The organism is Citrobacter sp. KTE151, from assembly GCF_000398845.1.
Classification (GTDB): domain Bacteria; phylum Pseudomonadota; class Gammaproteobacteria; order Enterobacterales; family Enterobacteriaceae; genus Citrobacter; species Citrobacter braakii.
In genome coordinates, this window is sequence record NZ_KB976065.1 from 870,131 (window position 1) to 888,599 (window position 18,469).

General features: G+C 53.5%; 15 protein-coding genes. 3 read left to right on the forward strand and 12 right to left on the reverse strand.

Translation table 11 applies throughout. The features are described 5' to 3' along the window. Positions 1 to 39: 39 nt before the first annotated feature. Entirely contained in the window at positions 40 to 510 is a 471-nt protein-coding gene (argR, locus tag WC7_RS04575; RefSeq protein WP_003025162.1) for a transcriptional regulator ArgR, read from the forward strand. A gap of 377 nt (positions 511 to 887) precedes the next feature. After that, complete coding sequence (gene yhcN / locus WC7_RS04570) at positions 888 to 1,154, forward strand: peroxide/acid stress response protein YhcN (RefSeq protein ID WP_003025165.1); 267 nt, start codon at positions 888 to 890, stop codon at positions 1,152 to 1,154. Positions 1,155 to 1,210: 56 nt separating this feature from the next. On the opposite strand, the gene WC7_RS04565 is transcribed toward yhcN, so the two are convergent. The 4 genes from WC7_RS04565 to aaeX all read right to left on the reverse strand — a co-directional run bounded on the left by WC7_RS04565 (position 1,211) and on the right by aaeX (position 4,725). Beyond that, complete coding sequence (locus WC7_RS04565) at positions 1,211 to 1,489, reverse strand: barstar family protein (RefSeq protein ID WP_016154709.1); 279 nt, start codon at positions 1,487 to 1,489, stop codon at positions 1,211 to 1,213. 119 nt (positions 1,490 to 1,608) lie between these two features. Then, the gene (gene aaeB / locus WC7_RS04560) at positions 1,609 to 3,576 is read right to left on the reverse strand and encodes a p-hydroxybenzoic acid efflux pump subunit AaeB (protein WP_016154710.1); all 1,968 of its coding nucleotides are present in this window, start codon (positions 3,574 to 3,576) and stop codon (positions 1,609 to 1,611) included. Between the two features lie 5 nt (positions 3,577 to 3,581). Further along, positions 3,582 to 4,514 carry a p-hydroxybenzoic acid efflux pump subunit AaeA gene (aaeA, locus tag WC7_RS04555; protein ID WP_016154711.1) on the reverse strand — a complete coding sequence of 311 codons (933 nt, stop codon included), beginning with the start codon at positions 4,512 to 4,514 and terminating at the stop codon, positions 3,582 to 3,584. Positions 4,515 to 4,521: 7 nt separating this feature from the next. Further along, positions 4,522 to 4,725: a p-hydroxybenzoic acid efflux pump operon protein AaeX gene (gene aaeX, locus WC7_RS04550; protein ID WP_003025177.1), complete on the reverse strand. Its 204-nt coding sequence runs from the start codon at positions 4,723 to 4,725 to the stop codon at positions 4,522 to 4,524. Between the two features lie 184 nt (positions 4,726 to 4,909). Here aaeX and aaeR point away from each other — a divergent pair, with 184 nt between their 5' ends. Next, positions 4,910 to 5,839, forward strand: a complete 930-nt coding sequence (aaeR, locus tag WC7_RS04545; protein ID WP_016154712.1) for an HTH-type transcriptional activator AaeR — start codon at positions 4,910 to 4,912, stop codon at positions 5,837 to 5,839. Between the two features lie 94 nt (positions 5,840 to 5,933). On the opposite strand, the gene tldD is transcribed toward aaeR, so the two are convergent. The 8 genes from tldD to csrD form a co-directional block, all read right to left on the reverse strand. Continuing rightward, the gene (gene tldD / locus WC7_RS04540; protein ID WP_016154713.1) at positions 5,934 to 7,379 is read right to left on the reverse strand and encodes a metalloprotease TldD; all 1,446 of its coding nucleotides are present in this window, start codon (positions 7,377 to 7,379) and stop codon (positions 5,934 to 5,936) included. Between the two features lie 147 nt (positions 7,380 to 7,526). Beyond that, positions 7,527 to 11,327 carry an AsmA2 domain-containing protein YhdP gene (yhdP, locus tag WC7_RS04535; protein ID WP_016154714.1) on the reverse strand — a complete coding sequence of 1,267 codons (3,801 nt, stop codon included), beginning with the start codon at positions 11,325 to 11,327 and terminating at the stop codon, positions 7,527 to 7,529. A 113-nt stretch (positions 11,328 to 11,440) separates the two neighbouring features. Next, complete coding sequence (rng, locus tag WC7_RS04530; RefSeq protein WP_003828822.1) at positions 11,441 to 12,910, reverse strand: ribonuclease G; 1,470 nt, start codon at positions 12,908 to 12,910, stop codon at positions 11,441 to 11,443. Further along, positions 12,900 to 13,493 carry a Maf family protein gene (locus tag WC7_RS04525; protein ID WP_016154715.1) on the reverse strand — a complete coding sequence of 198 codons (594 nt, stop codon included), beginning with the start codon at positions 13,491 to 13,493 and terminating at the stop codon, positions 12,900 to 12,902. Before WC7_RS04525 ends, rng begins: the two co-directional genes overlap by 11 nt. Positions 13,494 to 13,500: 7 nt before the next feature. Then, entirely contained in the window at positions 13,501 to 13,989 is a 489-nt protein-coding gene (mreD, locus tag WC7_RS04520; RefSeq protein WP_003025196.1) for a rod shape-determining protein MreD, read from the reverse strand. Then, positions 13,990 to 15,012 carry a rod shape-determining protein MreC gene (mreC, locus tag WC7_RS04515; protein ID WP_016154716.1) on the reverse strand — a complete coding sequence of 341 codons (1,023 nt, stop codon included), beginning with the start codon at positions 15,010 to 15,012 and terminating at the stop codon, positions 13,990 to 13,992. Positions 15,013 to 15,076: 64 nt separating this feature from the next. Further along, positions 15,077 to 16,120: a rod shape-determining protein MreB gene (gene mreB, locus WC7_RS04510; RefSeq protein WP_000913396.1), complete on the reverse strand. Its 1,044-nt coding sequence runs from the start codon at positions 16,118 to 16,120 to the stop codon at positions 15,077 to 15,079. Positions 16,121 to 16,426: 306 nt separating this feature from the next. Then, positions 16,427 to 18,367, reverse strand: a complete 1,941-nt coding sequence (csrD, locus tag WC7_RS04505; RefSeq protein WP_016154717.1) for an RNase E specificity factor CsrD — start codon at positions 18,365 to 18,367, stop codon at positions 16,427 to 16,429. Between the last annotated feature and the right edge of the window lie 102 nt (positions 18,368 to 18,469).

The window sequence follows — 18,469 nt, forward strand, 5'->3', positions numbered from 1 at the left end:
ACAATAATGTTGTTTCTACCGCCATATTACGGGTGACTTATGCGAAGCTCGGCAAAACAAGAAGAATTAGTAAAGGCGTTTAAAGCGCTGCTTAAAGAAGAAAAGTTCAGCTCTCAGGGCGAAATCGTCCTCGCGTTGCAGGATCAGGGCTTTGATAATATCAATCAGTCCAAGGTTTCTCGCATGCTGACCAAGTTCGGCGCCGTGCGTACCCGCAATGCGAAAATGGAAATGGTGTACTGCCTGCCGGCAGAGTTAGGGGTACCTACAACATCCAGTCCACTGAAAAATCTGGTATTGGATATCGATTACAACGATGCAGTTGTGGTTATTCATACCAGCCCTGGCGCTGCTCAGTTGATTGCACGTCTGCTGGACTCATTAGGTAAAGCGGAAGGGATTCTGGGTACAATTGCCGGTGACGATACCATCTTCACCACCCCAGCTAAGGGTTTTACGGTAAAAGATTTGTACGAAGCCATTCTGGAACTGTTTGAACAAGAGCTGTAATACTTCCTCCCCGTCGCCTCGCGGCGGGGGAAAAACCTCTGTATCCACCCTCCTCCCTCTATTATCCACTGTCATTGATTTAACAAATGGTGCGTTTAACCGTCAAAAGTCATTCACATAGCGAATATGAAGAGTTAAAAACGCACATTTTGCAAAAATTCATATCTCAATGATTTAATTGAATTTATTATAAAACCGATGTTTAAAACCCTATTTTTAATTCTGTTTGGTTATAAAAAATATTTTTCTTAACACTTAATCCGCATGGAAACAATTAGCGTGGTATTAATTTATCGAGTGATTAGTGTATACTTGATTTTGTGATGAGGGTCACGAAACGCAGACCCCCAATAAAAGAATTCGACGAGGTAAATATCATGAAAATCAAAACGACTATTGCAACCTTAAGCCTTCTTTCTGTTCTCTCTTTCGGTGCAAGCGCCGCAGTGACTCAGGTGAACTCACAAGAAGCACAGAACCTGCAATCCATGGGCAGCATCTCCGTATCTCAGATCGGTAGCTCACCAATGGACATGCGTCAGGCCATCGCCGCTAAAGCTGAAAAAGCGGGTGCCAGCAGCTATCGCGTCACCGAACTCCGTGAAGGCGCTCACTGGCACGCAACTGCAGAACTCTACAAATAAACCCTCGTCGTCTAGTCCGACGACTTGCCCCCGCCTGCCGGGGGCTTTTTTATGCCTTACATTGAGTGACGAACGTTAAAGCGCAGCTGTCCTTCCAGCTCTTCTTCCGCTTCATCGAACAGTAAAATCAGCGCGCCGTATCGCCTGCGTAGCTTGTCCGGCAAATGAACAAATTCAATCTCCAGCGGCAGCGGTAAAACGTCCCCGATAACCACCTCCCACAGAGAATCTAAATCAACCACCTTTTCCCGGGCGAGACCGAACGCGCGCGTAAACTCACGGTAGAAATCCCCCTGGTCTTCTATCTCGTCAAAATCAAATGTATAGATGTTCATCTATAGCCACCATCCCGACGCCAGTCACTCTACAGACCATCAATATGCAGGAACCTCCTGCATTTTCAGGTAAGTATAGCCATAAAAAAACCGACGCCTTTAGCGTCGGTTTCCAACTCTTAATTACTGGTTAGCGCATGCTGGTATTTGTGCAGCATCCCGCTAAGTCGTTTTACCGGCTCGGTCACCTGCGGTGGCGCTTGCCAGATGATTAATTTCTCCTGATAGATCTCAAGCTCTTCCAGCAACTGGCTAAAGTAGCGTCGGCGCTTGTCGTCGTTTCCTGCGGAAATCACGTGATCCGCAGTGCGACGAAGCTGGCGATGGAACGCGGATAGATCCTCGTTTACCGGTATCGGCGCATCGCGCAAGCGCTGATGCGCAATGATCATCGTCAGCGCCAGGCGAAACTTCGCCAGGTCGCCGGGAAATTTGTTCATCAGCAAAAACAGCTGCTGATAAAGCGCCGGGAGATGGTTTTCTTTACGACGTACCACGTTGGTGGTCATCGCTGAAACCGCCGCCGAGACAAACTGGTTGAGCAACACGCGACCCGTTCTGTCACGAGAGTTATCGCGCACCAACAGAATGACGATAAATGCCAGCACGCAGCCAACAATTTGCCCCAGCGCACTATCAAGGAACTGGCTAAAGTGGAAGGTCATCGGGTTATCCAGCACGATGATATTAATAGTGCTGGCCAGCGCCCCCATTGATCCCAGCCGTCGTTTCTGTACCTCTATACCCAGAAAGAACCCCAGCACCGCCAGGCTCAGGCACAGTAACAACATGCTTTGTTGCGTATTGGGGATAATCACCAGGAAATAGAGCGCCCCGAGCGGTAACGCCGCCAACGTACCGTAAATAAAGTCTATCGCCACCATGCGCGGGTTGGGCAAACGCATTGCCAGCGAAGTGACAACCGCAATCATCACCATTGCGCCGCTGCCGGAGGTCCATCCGGTCCACAGCCAGAATAAAGTTCCCAGCACACAAGAAAGCGTGGTGCGCCAGAAGTTGACCATCGCATGATGGCGCTCGGCAGACTCCACCTTCACTACTGGCTCACCTTGCAGGATCTCTTCTTCCGTGGCGCTAATTTTGGTATTACTCAGTACACCGCGTTTGAGCAACAGGTAGCGCGTCGCGGCGCCAGCCCAACTATATATCGTAATCGGCGTTTCGCGTTCACCGGTCCAGGCAATCACCCGCCGCATCCGCTTCAACTGTTTATGAACATCCTGCACCGTTTCAACCGGCATATTGAACAACTCGCGGAAGGTATCAGTGATCAGTTCGGGTCGAGTGTTCTGAATAAGATAGGTTTCGCAGGACTGCGTGATGAGCGTGAGTGACAGCGTGTTCAATGCTTTGAGCCTGCGGTTAGCCCGCCCCCAGCGTGAGGACTCCATATTCAGGTTACTTCGCATGCCTTCCAGCGCCGCCGTACGCCGGACTAAATCGCCCCAGGCTTTGTCCACTTCTTCACTGTCACCATGCTTAATGCATAGCTGCATAAGCTGATACTGCGCCACCAGCAGGCTGTCCAGTTCGACATCAATCTCCTGTTTCACCGAACGGGGCGAAAAGAGCAGATCGGCCACAATAGCACAGACAATCCCCATCACTATTTCACTACAGCGTTCGAGCGCAAATTGCGGCGTCAGCAGCGGTTCAGCCTGGATGGTAATGACGATGATCAGCGCCGTATAGCCCGAAAGTCCCCAGGCATAGGAGTTTTCGATCTTCACAAGCGACGAGATCCAGGTACAAAAACCGGCCCAGATACAACACACCAGGATCATCAATAACGGGGCGCGGATCATGCTGATGATAATGATCAGTGCAGCAATACAGCCAATAAATGTCCCGACAATACGCAGCATGCCGCGATAGCGTATAGCACCAGAATAGGGCTCTCCGCCAGCGGCAAAGGCCGGGCCAGCCGCCACAATGGCGGCGGTCAGCACCGCCCAGCGCGGGGTCTCAAGTTGGAAGTGAAAGCCAACGAACAGCGCCAGTACAATCGCGCATGCCAGTTTTACCGCAAAGCGGATATGCTGGTTGGCAATAGAGAAAATGCCCATCACGATTAGCCAAACTCGCGCAGGCGGTGCGCCATTTTACGGAAGAAGGATTCCCGGCTTGCATCGCGATCCTGCTTGCCGGTAATGACGACGGTAGCCGTAGTCCCCGCAGGCCACAGGGTGCCCTGCTGCTCATCAAGACGAATTCGCACCGGTACACGCTGCGCCAGGCGCACCCATTCAAGATTGGAATCAATGGTCGCCATACCCTTTGCGTCCCGAGTGCTGCTGGCATTCGTTACGCCAGCCGCCACGCTATCAACGGTGCCCTTCAGCACATGATTACTGCCCAGCGGGGTGATCTCTGCGCGATACCCAGGGCGGACGCCTTCCAGCTTGGTTTCTTCCATATAGGCCAGCACATAAAAAGAATGCTGTTTGACCAACGCCACCGCCGTAGAGCCGCGAGTAATAAATTCGCCGCTGTAGACGTTCAGGTTAGTCACCCAGCCATCTGCTGGCGCGCGAATGACGGTACGTTCCAGATCTAATTTCGCCAGGTCGCGGGTCGCCTGCGCTTTCGCAAGCTGATGTAATACGGTTTGCAGGACATTGTTTGACTGGTCGATCTCTTCACGAGACATAGCCTGCACGCCTAGCCGGTTACGACGGCTGGCCTCCTGGCGTTTTTCCTGTGATAACACCTGATAGTAGGCGACGTCTGCTTCCGCTTCTTCGAGCGCTTTTTTATAGCGCGGCTGATCGATGGTAAACAGAACCTGGTCTTTCTTCACCAGTTGATTATCATGAACGTTGACGTTAGTGATAAGCCCGGCAACATCCGGGGCTATTGCCACAACGTCGGCGCTGAAGCGCGCATCACGCGTCCACGGCGACTCGGTGTAGAACACCCATGCGCGGAAAATGGCGATGAAGGCCAGAATGACCAGTACGAGAGTCGTGGCCGTACGGGAGAGTTTTCTTGTTAGTGTTTTCACTTCAACCTCAAACGAACAGGCGCGTTATTAAATAAAACAGGCAGCAATACAGCGCGGTGTTAAACAGAGCCGGGTGCCAGACAAAATCATAGATGCCAGTTGGAACCAGTACCCGGCGCACCAGCCAGAAAATCGCCAGTGACAAAAGTAATTCGAAAAAAATCGGTGGGAAGGACAGACCAAACACCACGATAACGGGAAACAGACTCATGTTGACCTTGGTAGCTTAAGAGAGTGCAGGTGATAGATTTTCTAGCGTATGTCACCGCAGAGAAGGGCAAGGATGAGCCAGGCGAGAGCGACATAGCTGTTATTTGAATAATAATATATTAACGTAACTGTTATGCTGTTATCTATATTATGTGATCTAAATCACTTTTAAGTCAGAGTGAACAATGGAACGATTAAAACGTATGTCGGTGTTTGCCAAAGTTGTCGAACTGGGCTCCTTCACCGCCGCCGCAAGACAGTTACAAATGAGCGTTTCATCGATAAGCCAGACGGTCTCTAAACTGGAAGATGAGCTACAGGTCAAGCTGCTAAACCGCAGCACACGCAGCATTGGGCTAACTGAAGCCGGTAAAATTTATTATCAGGGTTGCCGCCGGATGCTGCACGAAGCACAGGATGTTCACGAACAGCTTTATGCCTTTAACAACACGCCCATCGGCACCTTGCGCATTGGCTGTTCTTCAACCATGGCACAAAATGTCCTCGCTGGGTTGACCGCAACGATGCTGAAAGAGTATCCAGGATTGACGGTAAATCTGGTAACAGGCATCCCGGCACCGGATTTAATCGCCGACGGTCTGGACGTGGTTATTCGCGTCGGCGCGTTGCAGGACTCCAGCCTGTTTTCACGTCGCCTGGGAACTATGCCGATGGTGGTCTGCGCCGCTAAAAGCTATCTCGCGCTGTTTGGCGTGCCGGAAAAACCCGCCGATCTCAGCAACCACTCGTGGCTGGAATACAGCGTGCGCCCGGATAATGAATTCGAACTTATCGCTCCGGAGGGGATCTCTACCCGCCTGATCCCGGAGGGGCGCTTCGTGACTAACGATCCGATGACGCTGGTGCGCTGGCTGGCCGCAGGCGCGGGCATTGCCTATGTGCCGCTGATGTGGGTGATCAATGAGATCAATCGTGGCGAAGTGGAGATCCTGCTGCCCCGCTACCAGTCGGATCCACGTCCGGTCTATGCGCTGTATACCGAAAAAGACAAACTACCGCTCAAGGTCCAGGTGGTGATTAACTATCTGACGGATTATTTTGTCGATGTGGCGCAGCTGTTTCAGGGGATGTACGGCCGGAGAAAAGAGAAATAAAAAAGCCCGGTAGCGCTTTGCTTACCGGGCCTACATTCAGTGCCAACGCACATTCCTGGCCGGATACGCTGAGCGTTATCCGGCGACCGGGTCGTTACGCGGTGCCACCTACGGTCAAGTTATCCACCTTCAGCGTCGGCTGGCCCACGCCCACCGGCAAGCTTTGTCCTTCTTTACCGCAAACGCCAACCCCGTTATCCAGTTTCAGGTCGTTACCCACCATCGAAATCTGCTGCATCGCTTCGATACCGGAGCCAATCAGCGTTGCGCCTTTCACCGGTTTGGTCACTTTACCGTTTTCAATCAGATACGCTTCGGACGTCGAGAATACAAATTTCCCGGAGGTGATATCCACCTGACCGCCGCCAAAGTTAGGCGCATAAATACCGTATTCAACGGATTCGATGATTTCCTGCGGCGTGGATTTCCCCGGCAGCATATAGGTGTTGGTCATACGCGGCATTGGCAGGTGCGCGTAAGATTCACGGCGACCGTTACCCGTTGGCGCTACGCCCATCAGGCGCGCATTCAGTTTGTCCTGCATGTAGCCTTTCAGAATGCCGTTTTCGATCAGCACGTTGTACTGACCCGGTGTCCCTTCGTCATCGATAGCCACGGAACCACGACGGTCCGCCATTGTGCCATCATCCACAACGGTACACAGTTCTGATGCCACCAGCTCACCCATGTGACCGCTGAATACCGAGGTGCCACGGCGGTTAAAATCACCTTCCAGACCATGACCGACCGCTTCATGCAGCAGAACGCCAGGCCAGCCAGCGCCGAGTACCACCGGCAGCGTACCAGCAGGCGCTGCTACCGCGGACAGATTGACTAACGCCATCCGTACGGCCTCTTTCGCCCACGCGTCGGCACGGACTTCACCATCAAGGTCGCCAAGGAAATAGTCATAGCCAAAACGACCGCCGCCACCGCTGGCGCCGCGCTCACGCTTACCGTCCTCTTCGACCTGTACGCTTACGGACAAACGTACCAGCGGGCGGACGTCAGCGGCCAGCGTACCATCAGTCGCGGCCACCAGGATCAGTTCATAAACACCGGTCAGGCTGGCGGTCACTTCCTGGACGCGTTTGTCGGCGGCACGGGCCACGTTGTCTACGCGGCGCAGGATATCGAGTTTTTCTTCGCGGCTCATGCTCTGCAACGGATCAACCGAGGTGTAAAGCGCCTGATGCTCCACGGCCCCCAGCGTTTTTACTTTGCCGTCACCGTTGTCACGCACGATAGTACGCGCGGCATGAGCGCTTTGTTCCAGCGCCAACAGGCTAATCTGGTCTGCATAGGCAAACCCTGTTTTCTCGCCGCTGATGGCGCGCACGCCAACGCCCTGATCGATATTGTAAGAACCATCTTTAATGATGCGGTCTTCTAAAACCCAGGATTCGTGATAGCTCGACTGAAAATAGAGATCGCCGTAATCAAGACGGCGTTCGGCCAGTTGGCCCAGGATGGCAAACAGATCCTGATGTTTCAGGCCATTTGCCGCTAGCAATTGTTCACTTACCAGGTTCAGACTCATCGTTTTGATTACTCATTTAATTCTGCCGGATAGCGGAAAAAACGCCTTATCCGGCCTACGTTGTTAGGCTGCTGTAGGCCGGATAAGCGCTGCGCCATCCGGCAATACTATGTACTGAGATTGGGGCAATTACTCGCCCCCGTCAAATCATTGCTGGCTTTCTTTGCGCGGCTGACGCAGAACTTCATTAATTTGCGGCTTATCGACCGGACCGGTGATGCGATAGCGCAGAATCGAGACTTTGCTCCACAGAGGCCCCAGCACCTTACTGGCGGCAAACACCGCCGCACCAACAATCGGGTTGACGGCAAACGCGGCGGCAACCCCTACGGTGGCAGATATTTCTGGTGCGACGATGGCTTCCATGTCCAGCTCCCGGCGTACCAGGTTCACCGAACCTTTCATCGCAATGTCGGCCTCCAGACCGTCCACCAGCGTGTCGTCGGTATGCATCACGCCATCTTTGATCCACGCCGTGCTGCGAATCGAGTCGAAATAGAAGCCTTCGCTGAAGGTGTCGCTAAAATCAAAGCGCAGTTTACGCAGTAACGCATCGAAGCTTAGCAGACGTAACAGTTGCCCAGCATGTCCGGTACTGAGTTCGGTAAGTTCGCCTTTGCCCAGCCGGGTACGCAAAATACCATTCAGCGAGGCTACATCAGGATCCCACGGCGGATTACGCCAATGCAGATCATACTCCACGTTGAATGAAGAATTGCGAATCGGCGTTGATACGCCAAAGAAACCGGCTGCGGAGTCAATTTTGTTGCCGCTCAGTTTACCCTTCAGCGACGTTCGCTCCTTGCCCGGCGCATTCACCCACACGCCGTCGGTGGTCAGTCTGGCAAAACCCGTATCCAACAGACCGTTACTCAAGGTCAGCGTGTCGCCTTTAATCGCTACATCGGCGTCAATGCGCCCGTATTTCTGTCCCCACATCCAGCACTCGGCACAGCGCAGCTGAAGGTCCGGCCAGCCACGGAAACTGACGTTGTCGATGGCTGAGAACGGCGAGGCTGACGTACTATTCTGTGACGGTTTCGCCGCGCTTGGGTTGTAATAAAGATACTTAATATTGGCCAGCCACGGCGCATTATTGCGCATAGCCAGCGTGGCGTTAATTTCACGGCCCTGCGCCTGCACGCTGGAGCCATTGCTCGCAGGCTCAGAAACGATACTCAAATTATTCCACTGTTGACCGCCCAGGGATAACGATGGCGTACGCACCGTGATGCGCTGTGGGAAGTTAGCGTTGCTGCCCACGTTATCCACAGCGCCTTTCTGGAATAACGCCAGCCATTGCGCGCCATCCATAGGGGGAAGATTAAGCTCTATGCCTTGTTGATCGGGTAACGCGGGCACGGTGCGGCTTTCCGACGCCCAGATTGCGCGATCAAGCGTCAGTTTCTGATTCAGCAGCCAGCGGCTATTAAAATGATTTTTACTGCCAGCGTTGCCGGTCAGATCAAAGCTGCGCAGATTGCCGTTGGCCTTAACGTTCACCGGCAACGCCTCACCGGCCGCCTTATTCAGCGGAGAAGGTAAGTGACTACTTACATTCTTGAGATCGCCCTTTAACTCAACGTTATAGGTCGGCCCGGCATGATACGGAAGATCGATTCCTACCTTGCCATTCCACGCTATGCTGCCGTTCAACGCGTCGTTGACCTGCGCCGGTAAAATCCCCATGCGGCTTGGCTGCCAGTCACCTTGCAGATTCACAGCTACCTGATAGGCTTTCGCCCCTTCGGTCGTGGAAAAGTCGACGTTCAGCGGCTGATTAAACCAGTTCGCGGTCATCGGCTCGCTCTTCAGATCGCCGTTGATAAAGCTGAATTTACCATTCAAATTCTTCAGCGTGCTGTCGAGCGGTTTAATAAACAGGCTGTTATTACGCAGGTTGACGTCACCTTTGGCGGTAACCAGCGAGCCGTCTAGCGGAATATCAAGATGTAAGCGAGCATTCACATCGCCGTCAATCTGCAGCTGCTCAAGCGTAGCGCCGAGTGAATCCTTCAATGGCGTCTCATCAAAATAAGGTCCAACCGCCTTGCCCGGCCCGTTGATGTCGGCATCAATCAGCAGTTTTTCTTTGGCATAGTCGGGGATGTTAGCCGTCAGATTACTGGCCTTCACGCCGCCCAGATTAACGCTATCGGTCTTCATCCACAGACCATCGTTAATGAAGTTCAGTTCAATATTAAGGTCAGTCAGCGCGGGCCAGTCGGGCTGGAAAGCAAACTTCGCATTGCGAAGCGGCACCAGTACCTGGAACTGCCCTTCATTGTGTAGATACGGGAACAGATGCGGGTCGCCGCCATACACCAACGTGGCGTTATCCGCTTCGCCGCCCTGAATAGCGCCGCTGAGGTAATCAACCAGCTCTTTGCCCATCAGGTTTTCCGGGAAGTAACGCCAGGCCTGAGAGCCATCGTCGGTGCTGATACCTGCCAGAATGCCCAACCATGGCTCATCATTGGCGGGCTGCAGATAGCGAAAACCACCACGTGCGCGTACCGCTTTCGCTTTAACATCAATGTTGCGCCCATCTAACTGGAAACCTTTATCATTCTTCAGCCAGCTTAGCGTCGCTACGCCATCCTCTATTTCCAGCGGTGCGCGAAAGACGGTTTCATACGGCATTTTAGCTTGCTTCATGGAAGCAGTGAGCGCCCCGTTTTCAACGCTGCCCGCGAGCGTACCGGAGAAATGTTCTGCCCCTGGCAGCAGCTTCCACTGTTTCCAGGCCAGATTGGTCCACGAGGACTGGAAGCGAGTTTTTTCTGTTGCCTGTAACGGGATATCCAGCGCCAGCACATCTATTTTGCCGCTCGGCTGCGTGGCCCGCCAGATATCACCCAGCGCAGGCGATAACTTGGCCGCCATCGGACGCAACCCTTCTAACCCGGCCAGCTCCAGATTGCTGGCGCGGATGCGTAGCTCGTCGCTGCGTTTGTTATTCTCGCCGCCGACTTCCTGTTCAGGGATCCAGGCCAGCGCTAACGCCCCGCTTGGCCAGGGTTTATCATCCATCGTGATACGGGTATCGGGAATGGAGAATTGCCAGCCCGACTGTTCGCGGCTGATGTGCGCCGTCAGGTTATCGACGGAGAGCGTGTGCGTACGACTCTCTCCCAGCCAACTTGCCCCACCTTTTTTCAGCCAGACATCGCCGCCGGAAACGACACCTTTTCTGATCGTCATCCATGCTTCCAGGCTAAAACGCGCGGTTTGCAACGCGACATTATCCTGCATCCATTTACCCAGCCACGGCTTGACGTCAATATCGTCGGCCTGCAACCAGACCCGACCGTTATTCAACAGCCCGTTGTCATCACGCAGATCCATTCGAACCTGCATAACACCGTGCTGCCCGGTCAGACTGGAGAGACTGACCTGGCCTTCAGCGCGATGTCGGTTTTTACCGTTAAGCCAGGTAAGCTGCGGGATCGCCAGTTCTGCACGCTGGCCTGAGAGGGTTAAAAAGCTAATCTGGCTGTCGCGTAGATCGAAATGATCAAACTGACGCAGGAAGAGATCGCTCAGGTGGCCGGCTTCAATTCCATCACCGCTTTCGCTGCGCTGGATGGGGGTATTGGTACGCAGGTGCAGCTGCCAGAAGGTGAGATCGCGAAACTGCCAGCGCATGTGCAGCAAGCTTTGCCAGACATCCAGCGCTAATGTAACGCGCTTTACCGAAAATTCACCGCCGTCTTTAAGCTGCGCGTGGATATCGCGCGCTTCAAGAGTAGGCCCGAAATTTTGCCAGCTAGCGGAAAGTTGGCTGGCGGAGACGGGCAGACCGGTGGCGGATTCAATCTTGCCAAGGATGGCCGGACGCCAGCTATCAAGATGAGGTAGCGCAAGGCGCAGCCCACTGACCAGCAGCGCTGCGATGACAACGAATGCGGCTCCAGTGAGCAGTAATATCCCCGGCAATCGCCTCACGCGCCTCTCCTTGTCTACCAAAAAATGTGACTCACAAAACCGTCTTGCCGGATGGCGGCGTGAACGCCTTCTCCGGCTGCAAGGTATCGCCATTGGGCGTTTACCAGGCCAGATTACATCATGACAACGTCGAACTGCTCCTGGTTATACAGCGGTTCGACTTGTACTTTAACCTGTTTGCCGACAAAGATTTCCACTTCTGCCAACGCATGTGACTCTTCCCCCTTCAGGGTTTCAGCCACTGCCGGAGATGCATAAACCAGGAAACGATCGGAGTCATAGGCATGGTGTACCCGCACTATTTCGCGCATGATTTCATAGCATACAGTTTCCACGGTTTTCACCGTACCGCGCCCATGACAGGTCGGACACTCGTTGCACAGCACATGCTCCACGCTTTCACGCGTGCGTTTGCGCGTCATCTCCACCAGGCCCAACTGTGAAAAACCGTTGATGCTGGTTTTTACGCGATCCTTGCTCAGCGCCTGTTCCAGAGAGTGCAGCACCCGTCGACGGTGGTCTTCATTATTCATGTCGATAAAATCGATAATGATAATGCCACCGAGGTTACGCAGACGCAGTTGACGAGCAATGGCCTGCGTTGCTTCAATATTAGTATTAAAGATAGTGTCGTCGAGATTACGATGCCCAACAAACGCTCCGGTATTGATATCGACGGTGGTCATTGCTTCAGTTTGATCGATGATCAGATAGCCGCCAGATTTCAGTTCAACCTTGCGTTCCAGCGCGCGCTGGATTTCATTCTCAACGTCAAAGAGATCAAAAATGGGCTGGCGCCCGCTGTAATGTTCCAGCTTGCTGGTCATCTCGGGGATATATTCCGCTGTGAACTCCAGCAACGCTTCATAGGTCAGACGAGAGTCAACGCGGATCCGGTCAAGCTGGGCATCGGCAAAATCACGCAACACGCGCTGCGCCAGCGCCAGTTCGCCGTACATCTGGTAGCGCGTTTGCGGGCGCTTTTTACGCTCCATGACTTTAGTCCAGACGCGCTTCAGGTAGGCAGCATCCGAGGCCAGATCCTCCTCACAGACGCCTTCCGCCGCCGTGCGAATGATGAATCCGCCCTGTTCATCGCAGTAGTCCGCCACCACTTTTTTCAGGCGTTCGCGTTCAGTTTCGCTTTCGATACGTTGGGAAACGCCAACGTGCGAAGCACCCGGCATAAAGACGAGGTAACGGGAAGGAAGCGTGATGTCCGTCGTCAGGCGTGCGCCCTTAGTACCCAACGGATCTTTTACCACCTGCACCATCAGATCCTGGCCCTGGCGCACCAGTTCAGAAATGTCGCGCACGGTGAACTGTTTTTGTTCTTCACCCGCCACGCATTCGGTGTGCGGCATGATGTCTGAAGCGTGAAGAAATGCGGCTTTATCCAGTCCAATATCTACAAAAGCCGCCTGCATACCCGGAAGTACACGACTTACACGACCTTTGTAGATATTGCCTACGATTCCGCGTCGCGCCTCACGTTCAATATGAATTTCCTGCAGAATACCGCCATCAATGTAAGCCACCCGAGTTTCCGATGGCGTTACGTTTACCAACAATTCAGCCGTCATGTTTATCCCTTTTCTCACGCAGTGCGTTAAAATTGGTCAGCAACTCATACGTTTCTACCAGCGGTAAGCCGACTACGGCGTGATAGCTGCCATTGATCTTCCTGACAAAACAGCCACCCAACCCTTGAATACCGTATGCACCTGCTTTATCCATTGGTTCACCGCTGGCAACATAGCCCGCGATGTCCTCATCGGTTAGTGCTCTGAACGTCACATCCGTCACCACCAGACAGTCCAGACTGTGCCGGCGGTCGGCCAATGCCACGGCGGTCATGACCTGATGCGTTTTACCCGACAGTTTGCGCAGCATTGCTGCGGCATGGGCGACGTCGTGTGGTTTTTCCAGCACTTCGCCATTAAGGATAACAATGGTATCTGCACCCAATACCGGCAAATCGCGCTGCGCCAGCGCCACGCCAGCCTGCGCTTTTTCGCGTGCCAGACGCGAAACATACTGCTGCGCGCTCTCCTGCGGGTGTCGCTGTTCTTCAATCCCAGGCACCAGCCGTTCAAAGGTAACACCAAGCTGAGCGAGCAGCTCCTGACGACGTGGAGAACCAGAAGCAAGATACAGAGTATTCATATCAACCTTATTGCACCGCAAACTGCTGACGGACTTTACGCATCAGTAAGAATAGCCATGGCCAAAGCACACCATTCACTACACTACTCCAGAACACTTCGGGTCTGAAAGAGACATTGATCACTAAAAACTCGGCCCAGAAAACAATAATATCCACGACCAGTGATAACAACATGACCACCAGCGCCTGTTGCCAGAGCGCGAGGTTACGGAATAGCTGGAATTTCAGCGCGACCAGATAAGCAATGATACTCATCGACAATGCGCGCACGCCAAGCGTGGAGCCGCTGATGAGATCCAGTATGGCACCCACCACAAACCCCGTGCCCACATTTACGCGATGCGGCAGCGCCAGGATCCAGTACAACAAGATGAGCAGTACCCAGTTTGGCCGGAAAACCAGAATATCGTCCGGCCAGGGCATGACTTGCAGCAACAGTGCAATAAGGAACGAGAGCCAAATCACCCAACGTCCCTGGCTACGATAGCTTGCCACTTACTGTCCTCCCGGCTTACGCGGAGCAGGTTGTGGCGGCGTGGTACCCGCAGGCGCTGGAGTCACGCCTGTTGCGGGAGCTGGCACTGGCGCAGGCGGCCCCATGGCATCTGGTGCAGGCAGAACTTGCGGCATCATTTGCATCAGACGTTCATTGGCAACGCGGTGCACTTCCTCTGGCGTCATCGGATTTGCGCCGTTACGATCGGCGCCCCACAACAGCAGCAGATAACGCAGACGCTGCAGACCTGCGGTCGGGCGTGCCTGAATCACGGTATAAGCGCGCTGAGTGTCCAGCTTAACGGAAGAAACAACACCAACCGGATAGCCTTCAGGGAAACGTCCCCCCAGACCCGAGGTAACCAGCACATCGCCAACGCGAATGTCGGTGTTGGCCGGCAGGTGTTCGAGCTGAAGATCGTCGGTGCAGCCGTTACCGGCAGCGATCACGCGGATATCGTTACGCAGTACCTGAATGGGCAGAGCATGCGTCGCATCGCAAATCAGCAGCACGCGGCTGGTCAGTTTAGCCACCGCTACGACCTGACCCACAACGCCTTTGTCGCTAATAACCGGTTGACCTTCGTAGACACCGTTAACACTCCCTTTGTCGATCACCACCTGATCGCTGTAAGGGTCATTAACCGTTGAGATGACCTGCGTCACCATCTTTTGTTCGTCCTGACGCAGCGGCGATCCCAGCAGTTCACGCAAACGCGCGTTCTCCTGTTTATATTGCCCCAGCATCAGCAGCTCGCTGTTTTTCAGCAGCAGTTCCTGACGCAACGCCCGATTTTCAAGTTCGAGTTGGTCACGCGAAGCCAGCGTTTGCGAAACGCCGTCGAGTAATTCACGAGGACCATTTGAGATAAAGTAGAAAGGACTGACGGCGGTATCCATGTACGTTCGGATTTGACTAAACGTACCCAGGCGGCTGTCGGCAATAATAACGCCGAGCGCCACCAGCACCGCCAGAATAAGGCGAATCTGTAGCGACGGGCCACGGCTAAAAATTGGCTTCATAGTCTATGCGTATTCTCGTATCAGAGCGGAAGGGCAACCCGCGGGCTACCCTACCTGCATCCGATTACTCTTCGCTGAACAGGTCGCCGCCGTGCATATCGATCATTTCCAGCGCCTTGCCGCCACCGCGCGCCACGCAGGTCAGCGGATCTTCAGCAACAACAACTGGAATACCGGTTTCTTCCATTAACAAACGGTCAAGGTTACGCAGCAGAGCACCGCCACCGGTCAGTACCATGCCGCGTTCGGAGATGTCAGACGCCAGTTCTGGCGGACACTGTTCCAGTGCAACCATCACCGCGCTCACGATACCGGTCAGCGGTTCCTGCAGGGCTTCCAGAATCTCGTTGGAGTTCAGGGTAAAGCCGCGTGGAACACCTTCTGCCAGGTTACGGCCGCGAACTTCGATCTCGCGCACTTCGTCGCCCGGATAAGCGGAACCGATTTCGTGTTTAATACGTTCTGCGGTGGCTTCACCGATCAGAGAACCGTAGTTACGACGAACATAATTAATGATGGCTTCGTCGAAGCGGTCGCCGCCAATACGTACAGAAGAGGAGTAAACCACGCCGTTCAGGGAGATAACCGCAACTTCAGTTGTACCACCACCGATATCCACAACCATAGAACCGGTTGCTTCAGAAACTGGCAGACCCGCCCCGATCGCAGCCGCCATCGGCTCTTCGATCAGGAATACTTCACGGGCACCTGCGCCCTGGGCGGATTCACGGATCGCGCGGCGTTCAACCTGAGTTGCTCCAACCGGTACACATACCAGTACGCGCGGGCTTGGGCGCATGAAGCTGTTGCTGTGCACTTGTTTGATAAAGTGCTGGAGCATTTTTTCAGTCACGAAGAAGTCAGCGATAACGCCGTCTTTCATTGGGCGAATGGCAGCGATATTGCCCGGTGTACGACCCAGCATCTGCTTCGCGTCATGGCCCACTGCGGCTACGCTTTTTGGCGAGCCGGCACGATCCTGACGAATGGCCACAACAGAAGGCTCATTCAATACGATGCCTTGTCCTTTTACATAAATAAGGGTATTCGCGGTACCCAGGTCAATGGACAGGTCATTGGAAAACATGCCACGAAATTTTTTCAACATACTAAGGGATAATCCTGAAAGCTGGGGCGGAAAACAAAATCCGCTTACTTTACCAACCACACGCAGCAGCGACAAGGCGCAAAAATCATCTGCTACGGTGAAAATTAGTGCAGTTCGTTTCCTTTGTTACAAAATCGGCCTGAGTCCATCAGGGCTGAATAAATCAGCAGCACTCCTCGCTTTTGTTTGCAACCTGTCAAAGGTCATTCACCTGCATGTTTGCTGTTACAACCTGGCGAGCAGACAAGCACACCCCCAGAAGGCACAGCGCGCGTTATTCTACGTGAAAACGAATTAAACGGCAGGTTAAACCGAGTATCTTTGCGAATATTTTTTCACGTTAGTGTCAAGTGGCTGTGATGCGGCAAAAAAATCCCCTTGCCCACCCGCAACTCCGCGTTCCGTCAGCGTATGCCACTCGCTACGCGAACGAACGCCCGTGGCGTAAACCTGCGTTGGTGTTCCAGAACAAGCCTCCACCAGGCTTTGCACCAGGAGCTGGTTTTCGGTTCGCTTATCAATATTCCTCACCAGGCTTGGATGCAGCTTCAATAACTCAACGTTAAGCTCTTTGATCCAACTGGTGCTCACCAGCGTTAAACCCGCCTGCGTAACGGCAATTCGCACCCCCAGCGCATTCATCAATCTGATGACGGGCTGTAACCGGCTGATATGTTGACAGACATCTGCCTCTGCAAGTTCAATAATTATGCGTTTGCGTAATGATTTTTCGCACTGCATCAGCGTATCACGTAGCCAGCGCTGAAAACGTGGGCGAATTAGCGATTCAACCGTTGTCTGCATCGCCAGGTTTTCCTGCGGCCAATAGCCCAACAGTAAGATCAGACGGCTGATTTGCAGGCGGTCATATTCTTCTGCCAGGCCAAACTGCAGGACCATCGGCATATATTCCGCCGAAATAACCTCTTCGCTGCCATCAAAAATACGGCACATCAGCTCCCGGTGGTGCACCCGTCCTTCACGGGTTACCGCAGGCTTTTGATAAATTCTGGGTCCACCCCGGCTGAGCATCTGTTCGATCAGCGTTCGCCAGCGTACGTTACCCCGACCTTTTTCCGGTAGTGAGTCATCATAGACCGACCAACTGTTCCCACCCTGCAATACCGAGTTCCGCGTGGCGGCTTCGGCGTGATCCATCACTTGTTCCGTCGACTGACCGCTGCGGCAAACACAAATGCCAATATGAACCATATCGGCACGGTCGATCATTTTATTAGCCGGAAGCGCATCTACCGCTTTTAATAATTGCCCGGCAATACTTTCCGCCTCTTTCAGCGTGCGGTGTGGCAACAGGATGGCAAAATCGCTACGGTGGTAGCGCGCCAGCAACGCGCCCGGATAGCGCGTCATAAAAGTCGACAACAAATTGATTAGCGTTGAAATTTGTTCTTCAGCAAGGGTAATTCCCCAGCTATCGCGCAGCAGCGTAAAGTCCGGCAGGCGTACCATCATCACGACGCCATGCGATCCCACTTTTTCCTGATCTTCCAGCAGCGTTGCCAGTTGGTTATCAAAGAACAGGCGGTTGCTTAGCCCGGTTTTTGTATCCTGCGCCACATAGGAACGAATCAGCGTATCCAGTCGGCTACGTTGCTCGCGGGCACTTTGAATTTCGGTCAGCAGCATATCGAGCGCGCTACTGGTACGCGCAGGCCATTCATAAACAGTCCCCCGCACGTTCGGTCCACGTTCGCCGTTAAGAATGCGCGTTGAACGAATCTCCAGCAACTCTTGACCTGAAAGCTGACGCTGAAGCCAGCGCACAGACAAAAAGAGCATCAGTATAATGAAAGCAATCGCCAACGTGAGCGGTGCGGTAGTCATCAGCGAATGGAAATAGTTGCCCATTGGATCCTGATAAACCAGACGCAGCGACATGCCCGGGTGTTTGACCAACGGGACGGTGACATCACGATACAGATTGTTCGTCCCAGCCGGGCGGTAGCTGCTGGTTCGGGAGTGGTCATACACCACGTGTTCGCCCTGAAGCAGTTCGACGCGCACGATATCAACCGAAACCATCAGTTCATCGATTTGCGGGGTTAGCGCAACGACATCGCGGGAGACAAGGTGCGTATCAATCGCTGTCGCCACCGCCTGAACACGGGTGGTGAACTTATATTGAATCGCGTTATAGAAACTCAGCGAGCAGCCGATCAGAGTTACGAAGATCGTTAACCCTGTAAGCAGCGTCACAAAAGCTGAAAATTTCGTCGTTAATCGCATCCTTGTGTTAACTCCGACAGTTATGAAACAGGCATGAAAGTGATAAAGCGGCGCGAAAATGCAAAACTGAACGCAAAATCCGTCCATTTATACAAACAGTGT

Excerpts from the sequence above, each read along its gene's own strand:
- argR (WP_003025162.1), top strand. The coding sequence starts at position 40 with ATGCGAAGCTCGGCAAAACAAGAAGAATTAGTAAAGGCGTTTAAAGCG.
- yhcN (WP_003025165.1), top strand. The coding sequence starts at position 888 with ATGAAAATCAAAACGACTATTGCAACCTTAAGCCTTCTTTCTGTTCTC.
- WC7_RS04565 (WP_016154709.1), bottom strand. The coding sequence starts at position 1,489 with ATGAACATCTATACATTTGATTTTGACGAGATAGAAGACCAGGGGGAT.
- aaeB (WP_016154710.1), bottom strand. The coding sequence starts at position 3,576 with ATGGGCATTTTCTCTATTGCCAACCAGCATATCCGCTTTGCGGTAAAA.
- aaeX (WP_003025177.1), bottom strand. The coding sequence starts at position 4,725 with ATGAGTCTGTTTCCCGTTATCGTGGTGTTTGGTCTGTCCTTCCCACCG.
- aaeR (WP_016154712.1), top strand. The coding sequence starts at position 4,910 with ATGGAACGATTAAAACGTATGTCGGTGTTTGCCAAAGTTGTCGAACTG.
- tldD (WP_016154713.1), bottom strand. The coding sequence starts at position 7,379 with ATGAGTCTGAACCTGGTAAGTGAACAATTGCTAGCGGCAAATGGCCTG.
- rng (WP_003828822.1), bottom strand. The coding sequence starts at position 12,910 with ATGACGGCTGAATTGTTGGTAAACGTAACGCCATCGGAAACTCGGGTG.
- WC7_RS04525 (WP_016154715.1), bottom strand. The coding sequence starts at position 13,493 with ATGAATACTCTGTATCTTGCTTCTGGTTCTCCACGTCGTCAGGAGCTG.
- mreC (WP_016154716.1), bottom strand. The coding sequence starts at position 15,012 with ATGAAGCCAATTTTTAGCCGTGGCCCGTCGCTACAGATTCGCCTTATT.
- mreB (WP_000913396.1), bottom strand. The coding sequence starts at position 16,120 with ATGTTGAAAAAATTTCGTGGCATGTTTTCCAATGACCTGTCCATTGAC.
- csrD (WP_016154717.1), bottom strand. The coding sequence starts at position 18,367 with ATGCGATTAACGACGAAATTTTCAGCTTTTGTGACGCTGCTTACAGGG.